General features: G+C 56.0%; 16 protein-coding genes and 3 pseudogenes. 11 read left to right on the top strand and 8 right to left on the bottom strand.

Going from position 1 to position 20,284, the window contains the following annotated elements; translation table 11 throughout:
- Positions 1–51 precede the first annotated feature (51 nt).
- From AC4ANK_RS16295 to AC4ANK_RS16285, 3 genes are all read left to right on the top strand, one after another.
- The gene (locus AC4ANK_RS16295; RefSeq protein WP_031596663.1) at positions 52–1,119 is read left to right on the top strand and encodes an efflux RND transporter periplasmic adaptor subunit; all 1,068 of its coding nucleotides are present in this window, start codon (positions 52–54) and stop codon (positions 1,117–1,119) included.
- Entirely contained in the window at positions 1,116–4,169 is a 3,054-nt protein-coding gene (locus AC4ANK_RS16290; RefSeq protein ID WP_031596662.1) for an efflux RND transporter permease subunit, read from the top strand. Before AC4ANK_RS16295 ends, AC4ANK_RS16290 begins: the two co-directional genes overlap by 4 nt.
- Positions 4,170–4,242: 73 nt before the next feature.
- Positions 4,243–5,484 carry a M20/M25/M40 family metallo-hydrolase gene (locus AC4ANK_RS16285; RefSeq protein WP_460384983.1) on the top strand — a complete coding sequence of 414 codons (1,242 nt, stop codon included), beginning with the start codon at positions 4,243–4,245 and terminating at the stop codon, positions 5,482–5,484.
- Between the two features lie 60 nt (positions 5,485–5,544).
- On the opposite strand, the gene AC4ANK_RS16280 is transcribed toward AC4ANK_RS16285, so the two are convergent.
- On the bottom strand, positions 5,545–5,982 hold the full coding sequence (locus AC4ANK_RS16280) for a DoxX family protein (protein WP_032074460.1): 438 nt from the start codon (positions 5,980–5,982) through the stop codon (positions 5,545–5,547).
- A gap of 93 nt (positions 5,983–6,075) precedes the next feature.
- Between AC4ANK_RS16280 and AC4ANK_RS16275 the strand changes: the two genes are divergently transcribed.
- From AC4ANK_RS16275 to AC4ANK_RS16265, 3 genes and pseudogenes are all read left to right on the top strand, one after another.
- Positions 6,076–6,462, top strand: coding sequence for a winged helix-turn-helix transcriptional regulator (locus AC4ANK_RS16275; RefSeq protein WP_031596659.1), 387 nt, complete (start codon positions 6,076–6,078; stop codon positions 6,460–6,462).
- A 136-nt stretch (positions 6,463–6,598) separates the two neighbouring features.
- A complete protein-coding gene (locus tag AC4ANK_RS16270; RefSeq protein ID WP_080900737.1) occupies positions 6,599–8,074 on the top strand; it encodes a TolC family outer membrane protein in 1,476 nt (491 codons plus the stop codon).
- Between the two features lie 148 nt (positions 8,075–8,222).
- A pseudogene (locus AC4ANK_RS16265) lies at positions 8,223–8,930 on the top strand (cysteine peptidase family C39 domain-containing protein); the annotation flags it as partial.
- 123 nt (positions 8,931–9,053) lie between these two features.
- On the opposite strand, the gene AC4ANK_RS16260 reads toward AC4ANK_RS16265, so the two are convergent.
- From AC4ANK_RS16260 to AC4ANK_RS16235, 6 genes and pseudogenes are all read right to left on the bottom strand, one after another.
- Complete coding sequence (locus AC4ANK_RS16260; protein WP_044424202.1) at positions 9,054–10,034, bottom strand: IS5 family transposase; 981 nt, start codon at positions 10,032–10,034, stop codon at positions 9,054–9,056.
- A 12-nt stretch (positions 10,035–10,046) separates the two neighbouring features.
- Entirely contained in the window at positions 10,047–10,181 is a 135-nt protein-coding gene (locus tag AC4ANK_RS16255) for a hypothetical protein (RefSeq protein ID WP_460385237.1), read from the bottom strand.
- 81 nt (positions 10,182–10,262) lie between these two features.
- Positions 10,263–11,225 carry an LLM class oxidoreductase gene (locus tag AC4ANK_RS16250; RefSeq protein WP_005746894.1) on the bottom strand — a complete coding sequence of 321 codons (963 nt, stop codon included), beginning with the start codon at positions 11,223–11,225 and terminating at the stop codon, positions 10,263–10,265.
- 11 nt (positions 11,226–11,236) lie between these two features.
- Positions 11,237–11,710: pseudogene (locus AC4ANK_RS16245) on the bottom strand (MFS transporter); the annotation flags it as partial.
- A gap of 720 nt (positions 11,711–12,430) precedes the next feature.
- Complete coding sequence (gene ptz / locus AC4ANK_RS16240; protein WP_031598371.1) at positions 12,431–13,135, bottom strand: adenylate dimethylallyltransferase Ptz; 705 nt, start codon at positions 13,133–13,135, stop codon at positions 12,431–12,433.
- A 113-nt stretch (positions 13,136–13,248) separates the two neighbouring features.
- Complete coding sequence (locus tag AC4ANK_RS16235) at positions 13,249–13,863, bottom strand: hypothetical protein (protein WP_134937633.1); 615 nt, start codon at positions 13,861–13,863, stop codon at positions 13,249–13,251.
- Positions 13,864–14,607: 744 nt separating this feature from the next.
- On the opposite strand from AC4ANK_RS16235, the gene istA reads away from it, so the two are divergent.
- The 3 genes from istA to AC4ANK_RS16220 all read left to right on the top strand — a co-directional run bounded on the left by istA (position 14,608) and on the right by AC4ANK_RS16220 (position 18,471).
- Entirely contained in the window at positions 14,608–16,122 is a 1,515-nt protein-coding gene (istA, locus tag AC4ANK_RS16230; RefSeq protein ID WP_054082386.1) for an IS21 family transposase, read from the top strand.
- A 20-nt stretch (positions 16,123–16,142) separates the two neighbouring features.
- The gene (istB, locus tag AC4ANK_RS16225) at positions 16,143–16,898 is read left to right on the top strand and encodes an IS21-like element ISPsy14 family helper ATPase IstB (protein ID WP_002552598.1); all 756 of its coding nucleotides are present in this window, start codon (positions 16,143–16,145) and stop codon (positions 16,896–16,898) included.
- Positions 16,899–17,241: 343 nt separating this feature from the next.
- On the top strand, positions 17,242–18,471 hold the full coding sequence (locus AC4ANK_RS16220) for an IS91 family transposase (RefSeq protein WP_460384989.1): 1,230 nt from the start codon (positions 17,242–17,244) through the stop codon (positions 18,469–18,471).
- A gap of 178 nt (positions 18,472–18,649) precedes the next feature.
- Here the strand turns inward: AC4ANK_RS16220 and AC4ANK_RS16215 are convergent.
- Positions 18,650–18,805, bottom strand: a pseudogene (locus AC4ANK_RS16215) (FitA-like ribbon-helix-helix domain-containing protein); the annotation flags it as partial.
- Between the two features lie 358 nt (positions 18,806–19,163).
- Between AC4ANK_RS16215 and AC4ANK_RS16210 the strand changes: the two are divergent.
- Together AC4ANK_RS16210 and AC4ANK_RS16205 are read left to right on the top strand one after the other, a co-directional pair.
- Positions 19,164–19,820: a nucleotide-binding protein gene (locus tag AC4ANK_RS16210; protein WP_017684244.1), complete on the top strand. Its 657-nt coding sequence runs from the start codon at positions 19,164–19,166 to the stop codon at positions 19,818–19,820.
- A 47-nt stretch (positions 19,821–19,867) separates the two neighbouring features.
- Positions 19,868–20,122: a hypothetical protein gene (locus AC4ANK_RS16205; protein ID WP_058886869.1), complete on the top strand. Its 255-nt coding sequence runs from the start codon at positions 19,868–19,870 to the stop codon at positions 20,120–20,122.
- Positions 20,123–20,284: the final 162 nt, after the last annotated feature.

Genomic DNA, 20,284 nt, shown 5'->3' with positions numbered 1-20,284 from the left:
GATGGGTTTCCTGATCTACAGCGATGTGTTTTACACGCTTGCAGTATCGTAATGATTGCCCTGATGGTCAGTGGGTGCAGCGATAAGCATACGGCCAGCGTCTCGGCCGTCCGTGCCGTCAAGGTTGAAGCTGCACGGGCAGGAGAGGGAACCACGGTGCGCTTTATCGGCACCGTTCGGCAGCAGGAGCGCGCCAGTCTGGCGTTTGAATCGGCAGGCACTTTGACAGAGCTGCGGGTCGACATTGGCGATACCGTTGAAAAGGATCAGGTGCTCGCCAGCATTGACCTACAGCCTGCGCAGCTGCGTCTGCAAGAAGCTCTGGCCAGTCTGCGTCTGGCCAGAGCGCAGGCGGTTGAACGTGAGCTTAATTATCAGCGTCAGAAGCGTCTGCTTGCGGCAGGCAGTGTCGCCCAGAGTGTGGTCGAGTCGGCCCTGGCATCCAGCGAGCAGGCCAAAGCCGAGCAGGTCCGGGCCCAGGCCGAACAGGCTCTGGCCCATCGCGAGCTGGACCGTACCCGTTTGATCGCACCCTTTGCCGGGCGAGTAGTAGCGCGGCATGCACAGCCGCGCACCGTGTTGCCCGCCGGGCAAGTGGTGCTGGACATCGAATCCGCTGCCGGGCAGGAGGTGGTGGCTGCTGTTCCGCTAGCACTTGCCGAAACCCTCAAACCTGGTGACCTGGCCAGAGCCTCAAGCACGGCAGATGGCACTTCAGGGTTTGATCTGGCACTTGAAGGCATCTCACCCCGTGCCGATGACGGGCTGGTCAGAACGGCTGTGTTTCGTGTGCTGCGACCTGCCAGTAGATTGCCCAGTGGCATCACGCTGCTGGTGCAGATGCATCCCGATACCGGTACACAGCCCTTGTCGGTCCCGGTCCAGGCGTTATGGATGGGCACCGGCAGCAACTCCGCCGAGGTCTTTGTTTACCAGCCAGGCGGAACAGTCGCCCTGCGCTCTGTTTCGCTGGGTACGGTTAAAGATGGCCGGGCGCTGATCGCCAGCGGCCTGGCTGTCGGGGAGCGAGTGGTTACTGCCGGCGCGGCTTTCCTGCAGGACGGCGAGACCGTCACCCTGTTTCAGCCTGGCACACGCTTGACCGGGGGCACGCAATGAGTCTTACCTACCGCGCAATGAGCGCGAGCCGCCTGACCCTGTTTGCGGCCTTCCTGATTTTGCTGGCCGGTGTCGCGACCTTTTTGGGGTTTCCGTCGCAGGAAGAGCCTTCGGTTACGGTTCGCGACGCACTGGTCAGCGTATCCCTGCCAGGACTCTCCACCGAGCGGACGGAAGAGCTGCTTGCCAGGCCACTCGAAGAACGCATCCGTGAACTGGCCGAGATCAAGAACATTGTCACCACGGTCCAGCCAGGCCGGGTGATTGTGCAAGTCACGGCGTATGACACCGTCAAGGATCTGGGGCTGCTGTGGCAACGACTCCGGGCGAAGGTCAGCGAAACGAACGGCGTTTTCCCGGCCGGTACCCAAGGGCCCTTTGTGGACGATGATTTCGGTCGCGTGGCAGTGGCTTCCGTTGCGTTGACGGCGCCGGGTTTTACCATGAGCGAGATGCGCGCGCCGATAAAACGCCTGCGCAATCAGCTTTATGAGCTCAAGGGTGTCGATCAGGTCGAGCTGTATGGCCTGCAGGACGAGCGAATCTACCTCGACTTCGATCACCAGACCTTGGCGGCAGCCGGGCTTTCGCCGCAACAGTTGCTCCAGCAATTGCAAAACCGCAACCTGATCGCGCCGGGAGGCAACCCGGTCATCGGGCAACAGAGCACCACGCTCTCGGTCAGCGGCGAGGTGCTGTCGCTGGATCAGCTTCGTCAGTTTCCCGTGCAGTTGCCTGGCGGACAGATGGTAGCGTTGCATGACCTGACCCGAATATCGGTGAGCCCTGTCGACCAGCCGGAAACCGAAGCGATCTATCAAGGGCAGGATGCTGTGGTGCTGGCCGTTTCGATGCAGCCCGGGCTCAATGTCCAGACGTTCGGTGCCGCTCTGCGCAAAAAGCTCGGTGAGCTGGAACAACAACTTCCAGCGGGTTTTACCCTGCACATCGTGACTTTTCAGTCCAGCGTGGTTCAGCACGAAATGAACAAGATGTATCACGTCATGGCCGAAACGGTCGTCATCGTGATGTGTGTGGTCATGCTGTTTCTGGGCTGGCGTACCGGCCTGGTGGTCGGGGTGATTGTGCCCCTGACCATCCTGAGTACATTGCTGGTCATGCGCTCGCTGGGGATCGAGCTGCAGACGGTGTCGATTGCCGCGATCATCCTGGCCCTCGGCTTGCTGGTGGACAATGGCATTGTCATCGCCGAGGACATCGAGCGGCGTCTGCACGCCGGGGAGGACCGACGGCGGGCATGCGAGGAAGCCGGGCGCACGTTGATGATCCCTTTGCTGACCTCGTCACTGGTCATTGTGCTGGCGTTTTCGCCGTTCTTTCTGGGGCAGACCAGCACTAACGAATACCTGCGTTCGCTGGCGATTGTGCTCGCCACCACGCTGATCAGCTCGTGGCTGCTCAGCATCACCGTGACGCCCCTGTTATGCTTTTACTTCGCCAAGGCACCGGCAGTCTCGGGTGCGGCTGACAACGCCGATGAGTATGCATCGGTGTTCTATCGAGGCTATCGAAAAGTCATCGAGAGTCTGCTGAATAACTCCTTGATCTTCATCGCCAGCATGCTGGGATTGCTGACAGTTGCGGTCGTCGTGCTGACCCAGGTGCCTTATGACTTTCTGCCCAAGTCCGACCGCATGCAGTTCCAGATTCCGCTGGTGCTGGAACCCGGCAGCAGCTCGCGTGCCACGTCTCAGGCCGTGCGCGATATCAGTCAGTGGCTGAGCAGCGATCAGGACGTCAAACACAGCATCGGCTATGTCGCCAATGGCGGACCGAGAATTGTTCTGGGTCTCAATCCGCCTCTGCCTGCGCCGAATATTGCCTACTTCACGGTCAGCGTGCGTGACGGTGCCAACCTCGATGCAGTCATTGAGCGAACCCGGCATTTCATCCTGACTCAGCACCCCGAAGTCGAAGCGCAGCCCAAGCGGTTTTCCATGGGCACCACCGAAGCCGGGATTGCGGTCTACCGGGTCATTGGTCCTGACGAAAAAGTGCTGCGAAATATTGCCCGCAAGATCGAGCAAGCCTTGTCGGCATTGCCCGGAACCCTGGACGTACGCGATGACTGGCGTACCCGGCTTCTGCGTTACGACGTAGTCGTCGATCAGTACAAGGCGCTGCATGCCGGTGTTTCCACTCAGGACATCGCTCAGGCCCTGCAACTGAGGAACAACGGGCTGTCTGTGTCATCGCTGCAGGATGGCGAAACGGCTGTGGCGATTGTGGCTCGTGAGCAGGGCACACCGATTACGCCTGCCAATGATCTGGACAGCACGCTGATTTACCCGGCTTCCGGGGCGGCACCGCTGATGTTGTCCGCCATCGCGACGGTCGAGCCCCAGGCCGAGGCATCGACCATTCAGCGCCGCAACCTGGAGCGTGCGATTACTGTCGTCGGACACAACCCGTCGTTGACCGCCACCTCGATCATTGAGCATCTGGCACCACAGATTGCGACGCTCAACATGCCAGCGGGGTATCGCATCGAACTGGGTGGCGAAATAGAGGATTCGGCCGAAGCCAACCAGGCGCTTCTGCAATACATGCCGCACGCGCTGGTGGCGATGCTGCTGTTGTTCGTGTGGCAGTTCAATTCGTTTCGCAAGTTGCTGATCGTCATCTCCAGTGTGCCTTTTGTGCTCATCGGCGTGGCGTTGGCCCTGGTGCTCACCGGATATCCCTTCGGCTTCATGGCGACCTTTGGACTGCTGTCGCTGGCCGGCATTATTGTCAACAATGCGGTGTTATTGCTTGAACGCATCGAGGTTGAGCGCGGGCACGGGCTGTCGGTTCGTGAGGCGGTGGTCAACGCAGCGATCAAGCGGTTGCGGCCGATCGTGATGACCAAACTGACCTGCATCATCGGCTTGGTCCCACTGATGCTTTTTGCCGGCCCGCTCTGGGAGGGTATGGCGATCACGATCATGGGCGGGCTGGCGTTGGGCACACTGGTGACGCTGGGGTTGATCCCGATTCTGTATGGGCTGCTGTTTGACACGTTCGAGCGCTGGCGTACCGCGAGTTGACTCATTACGGCCGGTGTTTGTGTAAGGTATGGTCCTGAAAACCTCGACGAACCAAACACAAGGACGGAACAACATGCGCTCATTCTCCCGCTCGCCACTGGCAGCTCATCTCGCTTTGGCGCTTGCGCTGACAGCTCTGGCACCAGCGGCCATGGCCGAACCGCACAAGGCGATCCAGGCCGATGCCGAGCAATACAAGGACGAAGCCTTGAAGCTGCTGGAGCGTCTGGTGAACATCGATTCAGGCTCCGGGTATGTACCGGGCCTGATCAAAGTCAGTGACATCGCGATTGAAGAACTGAAAAAGCTCGGTGCCACCATCGAGCTCGTTCCGAATACACCAGAGGCCAGCAATCATGTAGTCGCCACCCTGAAAGGCACCGGCAAGGCGAAGATTCTGCTGATGGCACACATGGATACCGTGTTCAAGGAAGGCTCTGCGGCCGAGCGTCCGTTTCATATCAAGGACGGTCGTGCCTATGGCCCTGGTGTGATGGATGACAAGGGCGGCATCGTTGCTGCTATCTATGCTCTGAAGGTGCTGCACAACCTGAAATTCACCGACTACGCACAGATCACAGTGTTGCTCGACGCCAGCGAAGAAACCGGTTCAGGCGTCGCTACCGAGCTGATCAAGAAAACAGCGAAAGAGCACGATGTCACGCTCAATCTGGAGCCGGGTCGTCCTGCTGATGGTCTGGTGGTGTGGCGCAAGGGTTCTGCGACGGCACTGGTCGAAGTCAAGGGCAAAGCCTCGCATGCGGGCGTTGCGCCGGAACTGGGGCGTAACGCTGCCACCGAGGTTGCGCATCAGATCCTGCAACTCGGCAAACTGGGCGACGAGGAGAAGAAAACCACCGTCAACTTCACCGTGCTCAAGGCGGGTGATCGCACCAACGTGATTCCTGATCAGGCCAGCGCCAAGGCCGACGTGCGTGCCGCAGTGCCGGAGGAGTTCGATCGCGTCGAGCAGGACCTGGCCAGGGTGTCGGCCAACAAACTGGTGCCTGACACCGAGGTCAAGACCAGTCTGGTCCGTGGCTTGCCGCCAATGCCGCAGACCCCGCAGTCCGATGCTTTGGTCGCTATGGCACAGGGCATCTACGGTGAACTGGGGCGCACCCTGACCATCGAGGGCAGCGGCGGGGCGGCTGATTCAAGTTTGTCTGCCAGCGTAGGAACGCCAACACTGGATGGTTTCGGCATCGTCGGTGGCAACATTCATACGCCTGAAGAGTACGCCGAGGTGGGCAGTGTCGCGCCACGGATCTATCTGCTGTCACGGATGATCATGAAGTTGTCCGGGCAACAGTGATTCGATAGGCCTCCCGCTTGTGCTGCGGGATGCTTGTTGACCCGATGACTGTTCTGGCACTCAGGCAGGCAGCACCTGCGGCAAACCCAGTGTCGCGCGAGTCTGCGGTTGTACCGCAGTTATTTGTCCATAGGCAGAAGGTATCTCACGCGCGGCATTCTGGGTGAAGAAAGAGCAGGCCAACAGTAACAGCCCTACTGCAGCGGGCAGGGCGCCTTGCGGTTGACGCATGCCGATATAAGCCAGCGCGGATAACAGCAAGTGGTAGAACACGCCTGCATACGCAAGATCGCTCAGGCCCACGTTGATGCGCGACAGTATTGCCGCCACCGCGAGAAGTTTCAGTGCAGCGAGCACAGGGACCAGATAGCCCGGATAACCGAGACCGGCAAGCGCGGTGCGGGTCCATTCGCTTTTAAACAGGTAAAGGCCTGCAGAGGCCAGATACAGCAGGCAAAGCAGGGCCGTACTGATCCAGTAAGGTGTGGATTCATTCATGAAGTATTCCTGGCAAATAGTTGTTATCGACGGTGTGCAAGAGTGTCGTCCAACATGGCCGTCCGCAAGTAGGGTGAATGAATAGGACTTAGTATGGAAAAGCAGACTAATGAACCTGCCATTATTAATATGCATGAAGAAATGCGCCGCGCGTTTGCACTGCTTTCGGGTAAGTGGAAACTTGAAATCATGTGGTTGCTCAATCAGCGTGTGTACCGTTTCGGTGAATTGCGAAAAGCCATTCCCGGTGTCACTCAACATATGTTGACGGCGCAGTTGCGCGAACTTGAAATGGACGGTCTGATCACCCGGACGGTGTTCGCCCAGGTGCCACCCCGCGTTGATTACCAGATAACGGAAAAAGCACGTGGGCTTGGGCCCGCGATGACGGCCCTTGCTGAAGGGTGGATGGAATACGGCGCAAGCGTGCTGGCAAGGCCCTGCGTGCGCGGTCGCAAGGGTGGGGAGAGTGGAGCCTGATCAATCCGAAGGGGGCTTCCGGGTGACGCGAAGTCGGCTTATTAAAATAAGTTCAACAAATCGGATACACGGTCGATACAATTATTTGACGCGATCATGATGGCGTTCTAGTATCTCCCTCTTTTTTGATGTCAATATGCTACTGCAAGGATGCGCAGTGTATCTTCATGCCCTCAGAGTGGTCTTGCTGTTCTTCCTCGCCGTTGCGCTGGCTCCCTCGTTTGCAGCGCCTGCCACTGTCAATGTGCCAGACGATCAGTGCCTTGCTCATGACCGTCAGGGTCTGCTTAAGCAGCATGCGGATCTTTTAGATGTTTATAGAGCCGCCTTTTTCAACGATGCGCAATTGTCTGCCGCACGTCATGCGTACAAGGCGCAACGCGAAGCAGTGCCTCAGGCTCGGGCAGGCCTGCTGCCGAATCTGACCGCCGGGGCAACGTCTGAAGTCACCCGTCTGGAGCGGGACGAGCCTTCCTTGAGCCGTGAGCGAAGTGGCACAACGTTTCGTGCGAATCTCAGTCAGCCGTTGTTCCGCATTGATCGCTGGTTTCAATTGAAGGCTGCGCAATCGAGCGTGGATCAGGCCGAGCTTGAGCTGTCCGCTAAAGAGCAAAACCTGCTGCTGACTGCTGCCCAGGCCTACTTCGAAACACTGCGCCAACTGGACGCTTTCGCAGCCGCTCAGGCGGAAGAGGCTGCGCTGTTGCGCCAGCGCGACCAGGCTCAAGGGCGTCTAGAGGATGGTGCTTCAAGCATCACTGACGTGTATGACGCTCAAGCCGCCTATGACAATGCTCGCGCCAACCGGCAACTGGTGCAGCGGAAAGTAGATGATGCCTATGAAGCGCTGGAACGCCTGACCAAGCACAGCTACACGTCAATTGCAGGCATGAAGCATCAGATGCCGGTTGAGGCTCCCGTACCCAATGACCCCCGAGCCTGGGTCGACGTTGCCGTGCGACAGAATCTTGAGCTGCAAGCCAGCGAGCGTGCAGTCAGTGCTGCCGAGCAAACGCTTAATCAGCGTAAGGCCGGGCATGCCCCCACGGTTGACGCTGTTGCTTCTTATCGCAAAGGTGATAACGACAGCTTTGGCTACAGCAACCCGACTGACTTCGGTGCTAACGGCTATCGCGACAATGTTGCCCAAAGTAGCATCGGCATTGAACTCAATATCCCTCTTTACTCGGGCGGAATGACCAACTCCCAGATCAAGGAGTCCACCGAGCGTCTTTATCAGAGCCAGGACGAACAGGAAGACCGCCGCCGCGAAGTGGTGCTGAATACGCGTAATGCGTTTCGCGGCATCAATACGGGCATAGAGCAGATTGCAGCCCGACGCCAAAGCATCGTTTCCGGTCAGAAATCCGTGGAAGCCAATCAGGTCGGCGTTGATGTGGGGTCGCGCAACATCGCCGACGTGCTCAATGCCCAGCGTCAGTTGTATGCCGCAGTTCGTGATTACAACAATGCCCGGTATGACTACATTCTCGACAACCTCAAGCTTAAACAGGCTGCTGGCACTCTCAATCCTGATGACTTGAAAGCACTTGCGTTATACCTGAAGCAAGACTACGACCCTGCCCGCGATTTTCTGCCGCCAGGAGTTTGATATTCGTAATGTCGTTTAGTTAACGCAGTCGAGGGCTGAATCCGTCGGTTATGCCAGTGGCATATCCATTGAAGTGGCCTTTTACAATTAATTTAATCAGTAAATTGATCAGATTTGCCTACCAGTGGCAGGTCGGCAGGGAAGCACTATGAATGATTCGGAAATGAGCGCTCGGACGCCTGGCAATGCCCCTCGCCTCGACACCGGACTGGCCTCGCTGGTCATGCTTGCGCGCTTCCATCAGGTGGCCGCTTCGCCAGAACAACTTGCCCATGAGTTTGGCAGCCCCGACCAGTGCCTGTCGCAAGACAGCCTGTTACTTGCGGCCCGCAAGCTCGGCTTGAAAGCCAAGGCTGCGAAGACCATCACGGAGCGTCTGGACCGCACACCCCTTCCTGCCATCGCCGCGGACAATAACGGTGGGTTCTTTATCATTGCGCGCCTTGATCAAGGCAAGGCATTGATTCACGACCCACTGGCTCAGCGCCCTGAAGTGGTGACTTTCGAGGCGTTACAGGCGCGCTGGACTGGCCAGTTGTTGCTCATTCGTTCTGAAGCTGGCACCCCTGGCGAGTCCTCTAGTTTCGATTTCACCTGGTTCATTCCCGCTATTGTCAAATACCGGAAGTTGCTGGGCGAAGTGATGCTGGTCTCCTTCGTTCTGCAGATTTTCTCGCTGATCACCCCTCTGTTCTTTCAAGTAGTGATGGACAAAGTGTTGGTTCATCACGGCCTGACAACGCTTGATGTCATTGCAATTGGTCTTGCCGGGGTCATGCTCTTTGAGTCGGCCTTGTCGGGCCTGCGCACTTACGTATTTGCACACACCGCCAGCCGGATTGACGTAGAGCTAGGGATGCTCCGATCAACTTGCCGCGCAGCGGTGGCAAGCCGTAATTTGCCAGGCACATAGCGCTATTTTTCTGAAAACGGTCTGATGCAGTGTGAGTCGAGCGCGTTTTTCGCTCGGTTTTCCGTGTTAAGCGCGCAACTCACCCAAACCCATTAGTCGCTTTCGAGCCATCCACAGGTTCGACAGGGCGAACAGCGTGGTCAGTTGGGCCGTGTTTTTCATCAGCCCACGAAAGCGTACTTTCACGTAACCAAACTGGCGCTTGATGACCCGAAACGGATGCTCGACCTTGGCGCGTGTCTGCGCTTTGCAGTACTCGATCTTGCGCTTGGCTTTGTACAACAGGCTGCGTTTGTTCAGCTTGGAATACGTGCTGCGCCGCGCCGCGATTTGCCAGATCACGTTACGATTTTCGTGCTCTTCACGCTTCTCGACACCGGTGTAGCCAGCGTCCGCATAGACCGCGTTTTCTTCCCCGTGGAGCAGTTCGGCGACTTGAGTGACATCGGCCACATTGGCCGCAGTGCCATGGACGTGATGAACCAGTCCAGACTCAACGTCAGCGCCGATGTGGGCCTTCATACCGAAGAAATACTGGTTACCCTTCTTTGTCTGATGCATCTCGGGATCACGCTCGCCGTCTTTGTTCTTGGTCGAGCTTGGGGCATGAATAATGGTGGCATCGACGATGGTGCCCTGGCGCAGCGACAGGCCTTTTTCCTGCAAATAACCGTTGATGACCGCGAGGATTGCAGGAGCCAGTTGATGTTTCTCCAGCAGGTGCCGGAAGTTCATGATCGTGGTGTCTTCCGGTATCGGCGCACTCAACGTCAGGCGTGCAAACTGGCGCATGGGGGTGATTTCGTAGAGCGCTTCTTCCATGGCCGGATCACTCAGGGAGAACCAGTTCTGCAGCAGGTGAATGCGCAGCATGGTTTCCAGCGGATAAGGTTTTCTGCCACCGCCGGCCTTGGGGTAGAACGGTTCGATCAGGCCCAGCAGACCTGTCCAGGGGACGACCTGATCCATCTCGGCGAGGAAGCGTTCGCGGCGTGTCTGCTTGCGCTTGCTGGCATATTCGAAATCGGAAAAGCTCATCTGGCTCATGGGAGGCTCGGATCAGGTGGTCAGGCGATTTTCGCATAACCGGGACTTGTTCGGAGATTCCTTAGTGGAGAAAACACCCAGCTGTATCTTGTTGCGGCTGCTGCGCATCGGGTTAGGTTTTATCGGATAAGCTTTTTCAGTGCGCATGATGACCTCCCAGGTCGGTTTTATGTCGTTCTTCCCTGCTAGATCCTTTGCCGACAGTGGCCGTGTAGGCGAAATACTCGCTCAGGCATGCTCACTGCGTCGGGTCGGGAAATACGGCAGCACATACTCTTCCAGCTCCTGTAACACTTCCGTGGCCGGACGTCTCAGTGGTTTCAGGTTCAGCGCAACATGCGAAACGCCCTGTTCCCGTTGACGCTGCCACAGCTCGATGAGGGCGTTGCGCCCTGTACTGATGCCACGGCCGACTTTCATGGGCGCGTCCTTGTTGTCCTCCAGATCAAAGAACGTCGCATAACCGTAGGGCTTGAATCGTTTTTGCTCGTTGGCATCGCGCCAGTGATTGATCACGTCGGGCAGGGTGTTGAAGCCACTCTGATGCCATATCCAGGCGTCCATATGGTTGGCCAGCCATTTGATGTCCTGCTGACAGCGACCGATGGCGAGCATCGGCAACCGCCCGAAAAAAGGTTTTGGCAGTAGGTCCAGCGTGCCATTGAGTTTCCCGTAGTGGCGCGACGTGAAGGCCGGAAAAGAGTGCTCGGTTACGGCGTGCAGCATCTCGACCCCCTCTCTGAAGCGCTCTGCGCGTGTGTCGAAATTCTCGCCGAATGCAGGGTATTCGCCGGGCCGATCACCCGTCGACAACCCCAGCAGGAAGCGTCCCTCCAGCAATACATCAAGGCTGCAGGCCTGTTTGGCGACCATCAGCGGGTTGCGCAGCGTCAGTACGATACCGGCTGTACCGATGCAGATTTGTGTGGTCACCGCAGCAAGCAGTGCTGCATACACGAAAGGGTCGAATATCTGGCCAGCGTCACCAAAGCCTGGGTCGAGAAGCGGTACATCCCTCAGCCAGAGTGCTGCAAAACCGGCTTTGTCGGCCTGTTTTGCGAGGGCAATGTGATTTTTCATGGTCGGCGCGGCAGCGTCGGGATAGCCTTCCAGCGGCGCAATCAGGCCGAAGGTGAGATGGCCCGGTGCGAACACCTTTGCAAAGGCAGGATGCCGCTGTGTTCCGGTCATCTCATGTGGGCTCACTTGGCTTCTCCCGCCAGGTCAAGCGTGTCGGATGGCTCGAGTGGCGGTTCGTCATGAGCGCGCACGCGACCAAGCAGCGCAAAGACCGCCACGGCCGTCAGCACGGTGGCGGCGCTGAGAATGAACAGCAGATTGCGGAACGCGGTGGCGTACTGTTGGTGCAGCAGTTCTGCCTGGCCGGGCAGAAGACCGATCGCATTCTGCAGGTCGCCCAATGCGGCGCGGTTGGCAGCGTTTGTCACCACATCAGGCGCGACACCCGTCAGGGCATCGAACAGACCCCACTGAATGAACGTGGCGAGCAGTGCGCCTGCGATCGCAATGGCTATGCCGTCGGCAGACACGCGTACGGCATTGAAGATGCCGGTAGCCATACCGGCGCGTTCCTTTTCAACCACACTGATCGCCATGCCATCCATCAGCCCCCAGGGCAGACCGATGCCGATGCCGATCAAGGCCATCGGCAGCAAGATTCAGTCCTCCACCCCAATAGCGCTTTTGTCTCTTTAGGCTCTAGATTTTGTGAAAGTACTATATTAAAAATGAAAATCAACCCTATTTGTAGCGGCTCGCGTTTGAAAACACGCGTGCTCGCAATCAGCGCCTTTTTGGGCTCAGATTATTTGCGTGTATCCGGTGCAGCTGGCTCAGATTAACTGCATCCCAGCTCACGATATTTGCGACCAGCTCAAATTGCAGGTTGCCCGGCTCACGCTTTTTGCAACTGAATGTGAGTGCAGAAATTCGTGGTAATACACATTTTCTGGACGTTGAAATATGTACAGATTTACTGGACTCGGTCACCCCAGCCCTACCATGCCTGCGCCTAGAGCGCGGTTTTTGTCCAAAAAACCCTCGTTTGTTGGACGTGCTAACCGGTGCTGGTTCAGTTGCAGCTAATGTGAGCCGGAAACGATGGAATGCAAGTCGATGCGGCTGAATGCAAGCTCGCTCGCAGTTAATCTGAGCCGAAAATTGCGCTGATTGCGAGCACGGCTGTTTTCGATTTCAAGCCGCTACATCTAGGCTCCCCAGCCAGGCCGACATGCTGCGCCGGGTGGTGTGGCAGGGGTGCAGCCAGATGGCTGCACCCTATGCCGATTGAAAGCATGACGCCTCCTTCACAGCGTCAGCTTCATGCATAGGCATTTTGAAATTCCTATGCATGAACCTTTGCAGTCTTATCCTCCTTACCGTGTACTACGTTCAGCGAGCCACTCCGCAGGGAAATCGCGCTCTTGCCATTTAGCATGCTCATAGTATTCTAATGCTATTCCATTAATGAGTTCCTCTTTCATATCACCAGTCATCACATTCAGAAGTTGAGTGATACTGAGGCGACGCGCCTGAGCATAGTTCATAATATATCGATATCCGTCAATATCTTGTATAGCGAGTTTAGCATTAAGGTCTGACTGAGCCGCAACCAACTCGTCTAACAACCCCGTGGTTTCTGTAGAGCCTACAAGCATACGCCTAACGCGTGCTTTGGCTTTATCCATGAATACATCGGTATCTTGCAATCTCATTCTATGCTGGCTCCATATAAATCTATCGCACCAGTATGGGTCTTTAGAAATAAGCTTCAACAACGAAATCGACCCCCCCTCAAGAATAACCCCACCACTATCTATATGTTTATTTACTTCCAACTTGAGCCTGTCATTAGCTTCTTCTGCACTTATAACCCCTTCAGAAATGCGACGATTATCTAAGTATATACGCCGCGTTGATTGTAGCTCTTCAGGATGCGGCCGCCCACTACCTGTGGCAATATCGAAACAGCACTGAACCCTATCCAAGACTATGACTGGCCAACCAGTACTCTTTGATAACTTAATAGAATGCTCGGTCTTTCCGGTACAAGTAGCACCCCATATTAAATATATTTTCATCCGCACCTCCTAATCAGGCGAGTTTGCAAAAAAAACTATCCGTTTTTTGAAACACAAGCTTGGCTGCCCCCTCCCAACATTATACCCAATCTAAAACTCTAGCCAAACTAAATTCAACATTCACTCGCAAACCGTGCCAACCGTAAAGAAACATGCTCGGAAACTCCTTCCCTCCAACCAGAAGAAAAGAGCATTCCACTTTTACAGTTCGACTTTTCTTCTGGACCGTTCCATTCAACTTGCGCTTGCGCTTTGCACTGATCTAGAATGTGATAATCCGAAAAACAATTACTACTAGTATAAAGCAGACAGGTCCGATTACTCAAGTCGGCATAGCGATTAAAGTGTCTTGCTGCTCTAAAAACCAGGTCACGGCTGGCATGTGGAGACAGATACAAGCAGATTATATCGCTCCTGCTTGATATTAAGGCTGCCTGCCTAATACATTCGTCTTTATACAAAACCAACCCTCTATTCGTTCCTGGAATTATATACCTATGAGGCCTTGTAATCAGAGGCGATAAGATTGAAGCAGAAGTTGATTCTAACTCTGCCAGGCTCAGCATATTATTTAAAATGAGAAACTCAAGATCTTCGAAACTCAATGCTTCGGTAAGTGCCAGCCATTTGAATAAGCCTTGCCCAGTATTACGATCCAAAACTCCACCTCCACTAGCTTGAGCGATAAATCTTATCTTTATCGCCTTTAGAAAAGTATGGTTCGCCATGATCACTGCCCAAACCACAAACGGTATGACTGGGCAAGATCTAATTTAATGTTATGTGGTATTTTCCAGACATAAAGTACTGGGGCCGATGTTTTTTCAAAGTCAGAAATGGGAAGGCCAACTTCTTGCAGAAATTCTCCGAGAATGAGCGCTCCAATGCATGCAATTGAAAGCTTCATAAGAACATTCCGTGCCTTTTTTCGGGGAGAAAGTTAATTTTTTCTAATTTCAACTTGTCTTCTCTCGGGATTTTTAGGGAGACGCTGAACAATTAACCCGTTCGCACCGTCCCCATTCTCAAGCCGGTTTTTTTCAACCTGCCGGCCTTATTTTACGTTTCTCGGGCAGATTTCTGCCCTCATTTTGCTGAAAGGCGGGCCAGTCCCGCCTTTCAGACGGATTTATCCTGCCGCCTGTTGCAAATACCGCTTGGCCAGCATCAGATTGGCCAACCCAAACAAATTGTGGGATTTTGAAATCAGTTATCATAGCCGAAATTGGGTCGATACCTCCTCAGCACAGGCTTACACATGGCGTCAGAGTGCGGATTCCACGACTATCCGGACACCCATTCCACCAACATCCGGACACTGATTCCATGCTGATCCGGACACTCATTCCACAAGCATCTGGACACCGATTCCACGGCCATCCGGACACTTTCAGGCAGGCAGCAACGCAGGACTATTCACTACTATCGACCTCTTTTTTCGAAGCGAAGAGGTCGTCGTGGAGCGTTTATCCATGCGTAAAATCCGAGAGGTACTACGCCTAAAGTTCGACGCTGGCCTGTCCGTGCGCAAGATCGCCGCCAGCTTATCCATCGGCCATTCGAGTGCAGGGGATTACCTTTGCCGGTTCGCCGCCAGTGGGCTTCAGTGGCCCATCGATATTTCTGACGCGGAGTTGAATCGACGGCTGTTTCCACCGGCAGTGCCAGTGCCGACCGACCAGCGCCCAATGCCTGACTGGGCATGGGTACACGCGGAGTTGCGCCGCCCCGGCGTCACTTTGGCCTTGCTCTGGCAGGAATATCGACTCGCTCACCCGCAAGGCTTCCAATACAGCTGGTTCTGCGAGCACTACCGCCTTTGGACCGCCAAGGTCGACGTGGTCATGCGCCAGGAGCATCGTGCTGGCGAAAAGCTGTTCGTCGATTACGCCGGGCAAACAGCGCCGGTCATCGACCGACAAACCGGCGAGATCCGTCAGGCTCAGATCTTCGTCGCCGTTCTCGGCGCGTCCAGCTACACCTTTGCCGAGGCCACCTGGTCGCAGAAACTGCCCGACTGGCTGGGCTCGCACGTCCGATGCTTTGCTTTTTTCGGCGGCACAACGCAGATCCTGGTGCCCGATAATCTGCGCAGTGGCGTGACTAAAGCGCACCGTTACGAGCCGGATATCAACCCCAGCTACCGCGATCTGGCCGAGCATTACGGCGTCGCCGTCTTGCCTGCTCGCTCGCGCAAGCCCAAGGACAAAGCCAAGGTCGAAGTCGGCGTGCAAGTGGTCGAACGCTGGATCCTGGCGGTGCTGCGCAACCGCCAGTTCTTCTCGCTTGGCGAACTCAACACAGCCATCGCGCTACTGCTGGATCGCCTCAACCACAAGCCCTTCAAAAAGCTGCCCGGCTCACGCCGGTCAGCCTTCGAGGCCATCGACCAACCGGCCCTGGAAGGCCTGCCGGAACACCCGTACGTCTATGCCGAATGGAAAAAGGTACGCGTCCATATCGACTATCACGTTGAGGTCGATGGCCACTTTTACTCGGTGCCGTACCAGCTGGTGAAGCACCAAGTCGAAGTGCGGCTCACGGCCCAGACCGTCGAGTGCTTCCACGCCAACCAGCGCGTGGCCAGCCACCTTCGCTCGCAGCACAAAGGCCGCCACACCACCCAAACCGAGCACATGCCCAAGAGCCACCGCGAGCACGCCGAATGGACACCGCAACGGCTGATCCGCTGGGCAGAGCAGACCGGGCCTAACACCGCCGGCGTCATCACCTACATCCTCGAACGCCGAATCCATCCGCAACACGGCTTCCGCGCCTGCCTGGGCATCCTGCGCCTGAGCAAACAGCACGGCGAAGCGCGGCTGGAAGCCGCGTGCCAGCGGGCGCTGGCACTGGGCGCATGCAGCTACAAAAGCCTCGAGTCGATCCTGCGCCAAGGGCTGGAGCGCCTGCCGCTGGCCCAGCAAAACCTGCCGCTGCTGCCTGACGAGCACATCAACCTGCGTGGCCCGGGCTACTACCACTGACCTGAGAAAGGAGCTTCGAAATGCTACCGAATCCAACGCTCGACAAGCTACAAACCTTGCGCCTGCACGGCATGATCAAGTCGCTGGGCGAACAACACGCAACGCCTGATATCAATGATCTGAGCTTCGACGAACGCTTCGGTCTGATGGTCGATCGCGAGCTGACCGAGCGCGAAGACGCCCGCCTGACCACCCGCCTCAAAGCCGCGCGGTTGCGCCACAACGCCTGCCTGGAAGACATCGACTACCGCAGCCCGCGTGGCCTGGATAAGGCCTTGATCCTGCAACTGGGCAGCGGCCAATGGCTGCGCGATGGCCTGAACCTGATCATCGGCGGGCCGACGGGCGTAGGTAAAACCTGGCTTGCCTGCGCGCTGGCTCACAAAGCCTGCCGCGACGGTTACAGCGTGCGCTATCTGCGTCTGCCGCGCTTGATGGAAGAACTAGGCCTGGCCCACGGCGATGGCCGCTTCGCCAAATTGATGGCCGGCTACGCCAAGACTGACCTGCTGATCCTGGACGACTGGGGCCTGGCACCGTTTACCGCCGCGCAACGGCGCGACATGCTTGAGCTGCTGGACGACCGCTACGGCAACCGCTCGACGCTGGTGACCAGCCAAATGCCAGTGGACAAATGGCATGCGTTGATCGGCGATCCGACCTTGGGCGATGCGATCCTCGACCGGCTGGTGCATAACGCTTATCGAATTGAACTGAAGGGTGAATCGATGCGCAGGCGCGCAACGAAATTGACGGCGGCAGGGGCTTCAGACTAACAATGCAAACCTGCGTCGCTGCGCTCCGACTGCCTGTCCGGATAAGCGTGGAACGAGTGTCCGGATGTTGGTGGGCTGAGTGTCCGGATGACGTGGAATTCGCAGTCAGAGACCAAAAAACGTAAACGGGCGAGCCGGGCAAAAGCCAAGGCAAAGCAGACCCGTCTCCAACGCGCCGGGCATACTACCTTCGTGCCCGATACCGACTTTTCCTTCGATGTCGATCTTTGTAGTGGCTGCCAGACAGCGTATCTGAACGACAGGTTTCCCGACGCGTCTTGCGTAAGCGTTTCGATGAGAGAAGGGCCAGGCGGATTCGCCATCACCGCCGTCATTCACCACGATGAGGAGCCATCCTGCTGACGTGGCCTCTGCACCGCCTGCTTACAAACCTCGACCGCTCAAAAATCTCTTCACGGTCAACGGCTGCTGGGCAGGTTTGCTGGAAGCCGGCGGTCTGCGCCACATCGAAGTGGAGTCGATCAGCAAAATGCTCGCCTGCGGCACCTCGATACTGGGCGTCAAACACTACACCTGTGCCAATGAGCATTGCCCGCACGTCAAATACCTGTGCAACACCTGCCATTGCCGGGCCTGTCCTTCCTGCGGCAAAAAGGCCACCGACCAGTGGATCGCCGTGCAAAACAACCGTCTGCCCGACTGCCCCTGGCAGCATCTGGTGTTCACGCTGCCCGACACGCTGTGGTCCCTGTTCTTCTACAACCGCTGGCTGCTCGATGCGCTGTTTCGTCTGGCGGCCGATAACCTGATCTACACCGCCAAGCGGCGCGGTTTGCGCGTCGGGATTTTCGGTGCGCTGCACACCTATGGCCGGCGGCTCAACTGGCATCCCCACGTCCACCTGTCGGTGACCGCGGGCGGCCTGGATGAGCAGGGCGTCTGGAAAAATCTGTCGTTCCACAAAGAGGCCCTGCGGCGGCGCTGGATGTGGCTGGTGCGCGATTACCTGCTGGGACAGCCGCTTTCGCAACTGACGATGCCGCCGCAGCTGGCCCACATCCACTGTGAAAGCGACTGGCGCCGTTTGATACTGACCGCTGGTGGCCAGCACTGGCACATCCACTTGTCGAAGAAGACGGAAAACGGCCGAAAGACCGTCAATTACCTGGGCCGCTACCTGAAAAAACCGCCCATCTCGGGCAGTCGTCTGGCGCATTACACCTCCGGAGCCACGTTGAGCTTTACCTACCTGGATCACCGCACGCAGACCTATCAGCAGGAAACGCTGAGCCAGGCCGACATGCTGCGCCGGGTGGTGCAGCACATCCCGGAAAAGCATTTCCGGATGATCCGGTATTTTGGTTTTCTGGCCAATCGGGTGTGTGGGAAATACCTGCCGAAGGTGTATGAAGCATTGAAGATGGCGACGCCAGGACCGACACCAAAGCTGTATTTTACGCAGATGGCCAAAGCCTTTCTAAACGTCGATCCGTTCCGCTGCGTGCTGTGTGGCGCGCGGATGGTATACACGGCGGCAATCAGCGGGCTGACAGTGCAGGGCCTGGTCAACAATGCCCAAAGCATCGCGCAATTGAGGTACGTGCCGGCCTGATACGGGAGAGGTGCGTCCAAAATCTGGAAAAGGTACAGAAAAGTCGCTTTCAATCCATTTTTCGGCGTGGGTGATGGGTGAAAAAAGATTTTTGCCGACATCGACGCCACGTTGGCATCACGCAGAGGGTGCCTTTTTAGGAGGATTACCATGTATAGGAATTATTGAAATTCCTATGCATGAACGAGCCAAGTTTCACACGTCCCTCGGGTCTCGCCGCCCGCTCCAAGATGTCGCGTATTTCGGCCTCGGTGCTGCGCCCGTGCAGGGCAGCTTGGATGCGGATGGCCCGATGCACTTCATCGGGTAGATTTCTTACGTTCACGTTTGCCACTTGGTAGTTACCAGTTTTTGCCATCAGTGCTATCACTATATGCTTTTGATACCATAAATCAAGAATGCTAGGAAGGTCCATTTAGGTATACCCGACGAAGCTCAGCTCATTAGCTATGGCTCAATCGGCCTAAACGCGACCCTTTAGCGCTAGGTCAGAATGAGCCTACCTTTTACGCCATGATGATTGGTTTTCAACCATATTGCTCTCTAAGCTATCTTCTCCCTTTTTTTTGCGTCAAAGCGTCAAAGCGTCATTTCGTCATAATCCTCTTGCTTGTTCAATAAATGAGGGTTACGATTGCTTGCGTTAATTGACGCAATAACGCAATAACGCACTGAACTTGACTGGAGGCGGTATGGCACTTCGTATCGGTACGGCATCTCAAAAAGGAGGCGTTTACAAAAGCGCCATTGCTCGCGCTCTTGCTACGACATATGCATCAGCTGGCTGGACAGTCAAAATCTGTGACTTGGATATTGACCAATCCACATGTCATGACTGGAACCTGCGCCGTATGAAAGCTGGGATTGAGCCCATAATAAGGGTGGAGACGTTTGGCACTTTTAGCCAGGCGCTCAAGGCTTCTAGCTCAGATGACATAGATTTGCTTATATTTGATGGTGGTCCTCAAGCGACTGCTGGTACGGTCGACATGGGTAAATCAGTTGATCTTATGATTCTTCCGACCGGTCTCAGCCTCGATGACCTAACCCCTACCGTTCGACTGGCTAACAGGTTGGTTGATAAACACGGAATTTCGCCAGACCGGATCGCTTTAGCCTTGGTTCGTGGAGGCGACAGTGACAAAGAAATTGTGGAGGCTCGCTCGTATCTCTCTGCAACACCTTATCACTTACTCGCTGGCACGCTGTATGAAAAAGTGCTGTATCGCCGTGCTCATGACTCTGGATTTTCCGTAACCGAAGTTTCTCACAAAGGGCTTCGAGAACAGGCAGATCGTTTGGTCCAATCAATTGTTGACCGCATAAGCTCTCTGCCGCAAAATGACTAAAGCGTCATTTGACGCTATGACGTTTTGACGCAATATGAGGAGTTCAAATGGTTAATATTCCTAAGCCACCTTCACGAGTAAAGGGCAAAGGCATCCCACCCCGCAGCGATGACCTGTCAACGGTTGTTGGCAACAACACCGAAAAACCAGAAGCCAAAAAAGACGTACCTATGAATCTGCGCGTACCAGATGAATTTAAAAGGCGTGTCGACCAATTTGCTTTGGACCACAGAGTCAGCGTGAAGAAGGTCACCATGCAGGCACTGGAAGAATTTATGAATAGAGCCGGGGCTACGCAATAGCTTCACTGAAAAGCATTCAGCGTCAAATAGTCATTGCGTCATTGCGTCAAATGTAGCAGTAAATGTCAGAGCGGATTTGTAAGAGGGCAAAATCGAATCAGCTAAAAAGATGCTGGGGAATGGCTGTAACCATCCCCCAGCGTGAACAAAACCAACCGGAGA

It is taken from the genome of Pseudomonas sp. Pmew2 (genome assembly GCF_058129885.1).
This window is presented reverse-complemented; position numbering and strand designations above follow the sequence as displayed.

Bases quoted from the DNA above. Each gene is read 5' to 3' on its own strand.
- AC4ANK_RS16295 (WP_031596663.1), top strand. From the start codon at position 52: ATGATTGCCCTGATGGTCAGTGGGTGCAGCGATAAGCATACGGCCAGC.
- AC4ANK_RS16290 (WP_031596662.1), top strand. From the start codon at position 1,116: ATGAGTCTTACCTACCGCGCAATGAGCGCGAGCCGCCTGACCCTGTTT.
- AC4ANK_RS16285 (WP_460384983.1), top strand. From the start codon at position 4,243: ATGCGCTCATTCTCCCGCTCGCCACTGGCAGCTCATCTCGCTTTGGCG.
- AC4ANK_RS16280 (WP_032074460.1), bottom strand. From the start codon at position 5,982: ATGAATGAATCCACACCTTACTGGATCAGTACGGCCCTGCTTTGCCTG.
- AC4ANK_RS16275 (WP_031596659.1), top strand. From the start codon at position 6,076: ATGGAAAAGCAGACTAATGAACCTGCCATTATTAATATGCATGAAGAA.
- AC4ANK_RS16270 (WP_080900737.1), top strand. From the start codon at position 6,599: ATGCTACTGCAAGGATGCGCAGTGTATCTTCATGCCCTCAGAGTGGTC.
- AC4ANK_RS16260 (WP_044424202.1), bottom strand. From the start codon at position 10,034: ATGAGCCAGATGAGCTTTTCCGATTTCGAATATGCCAGCAAGCGCAAG.
- AC4ANK_RS16255 (WP_460385237.1), bottom strand. From the start codon at position 10,181: ATGCGCACTGAAAAAGCTTATCCGATAAAACCTAACCCGATGCGCAGC.
- AC4ANK_RS16250 (WP_005746894.1), bottom strand. From the start codon at position 11,225: ATGACCGGAACACAGCGGCATCCTGCCTTTGCAAAGGTGTTCGCACCG.
- ptz (WP_031598371.1), bottom strand. From the start codon at position 13,135: ATGAAAATATATTTAATATGGGGTGCTACTTGTACCGGAAAGACCGAG.
- AC4ANK_RS16235 (WP_134937633.1), bottom strand. From the start codon at position 13,863: ATGGCGAACCATACTTTTCTAAAGGCGATAAAGATAAGATTTATCGCT.
- istA (WP_054082386.1), top strand. From the start codon at position 14,608: ATGCGTAAAATCCGAGAGGTACTACGCCTAAAGTTCGACGCTGGCCTG.
- istB (WP_002552598.1), top strand. From the start codon at position 16,143: ATGCTACCGAATCCAACGCTCGACAAGCTACAAACCTTGCGCCTGCAC.
- AC4ANK_RS16220 (WP_460384989.1), top strand. From the start codon at position 17,242: ATGAGGAGCCATCCTGCTGACGTGGCCTCTGCACCGCCTGCTTACAAA.
- AC4ANK_RS16210 (WP_017684244.1), top strand. From the start codon at position 19,164: ATGGCACTTCGTATCGGTACGGCATCTCAAAAAGGAGGCGTTTACAAA.
- AC4ANK_RS16205 (WP_058886869.1), top strand. From the start codon at position 19,868: ATGGTTAATATTCCTAAGCCACCTTCACGAGTAAAGGGCAAAGGCATC.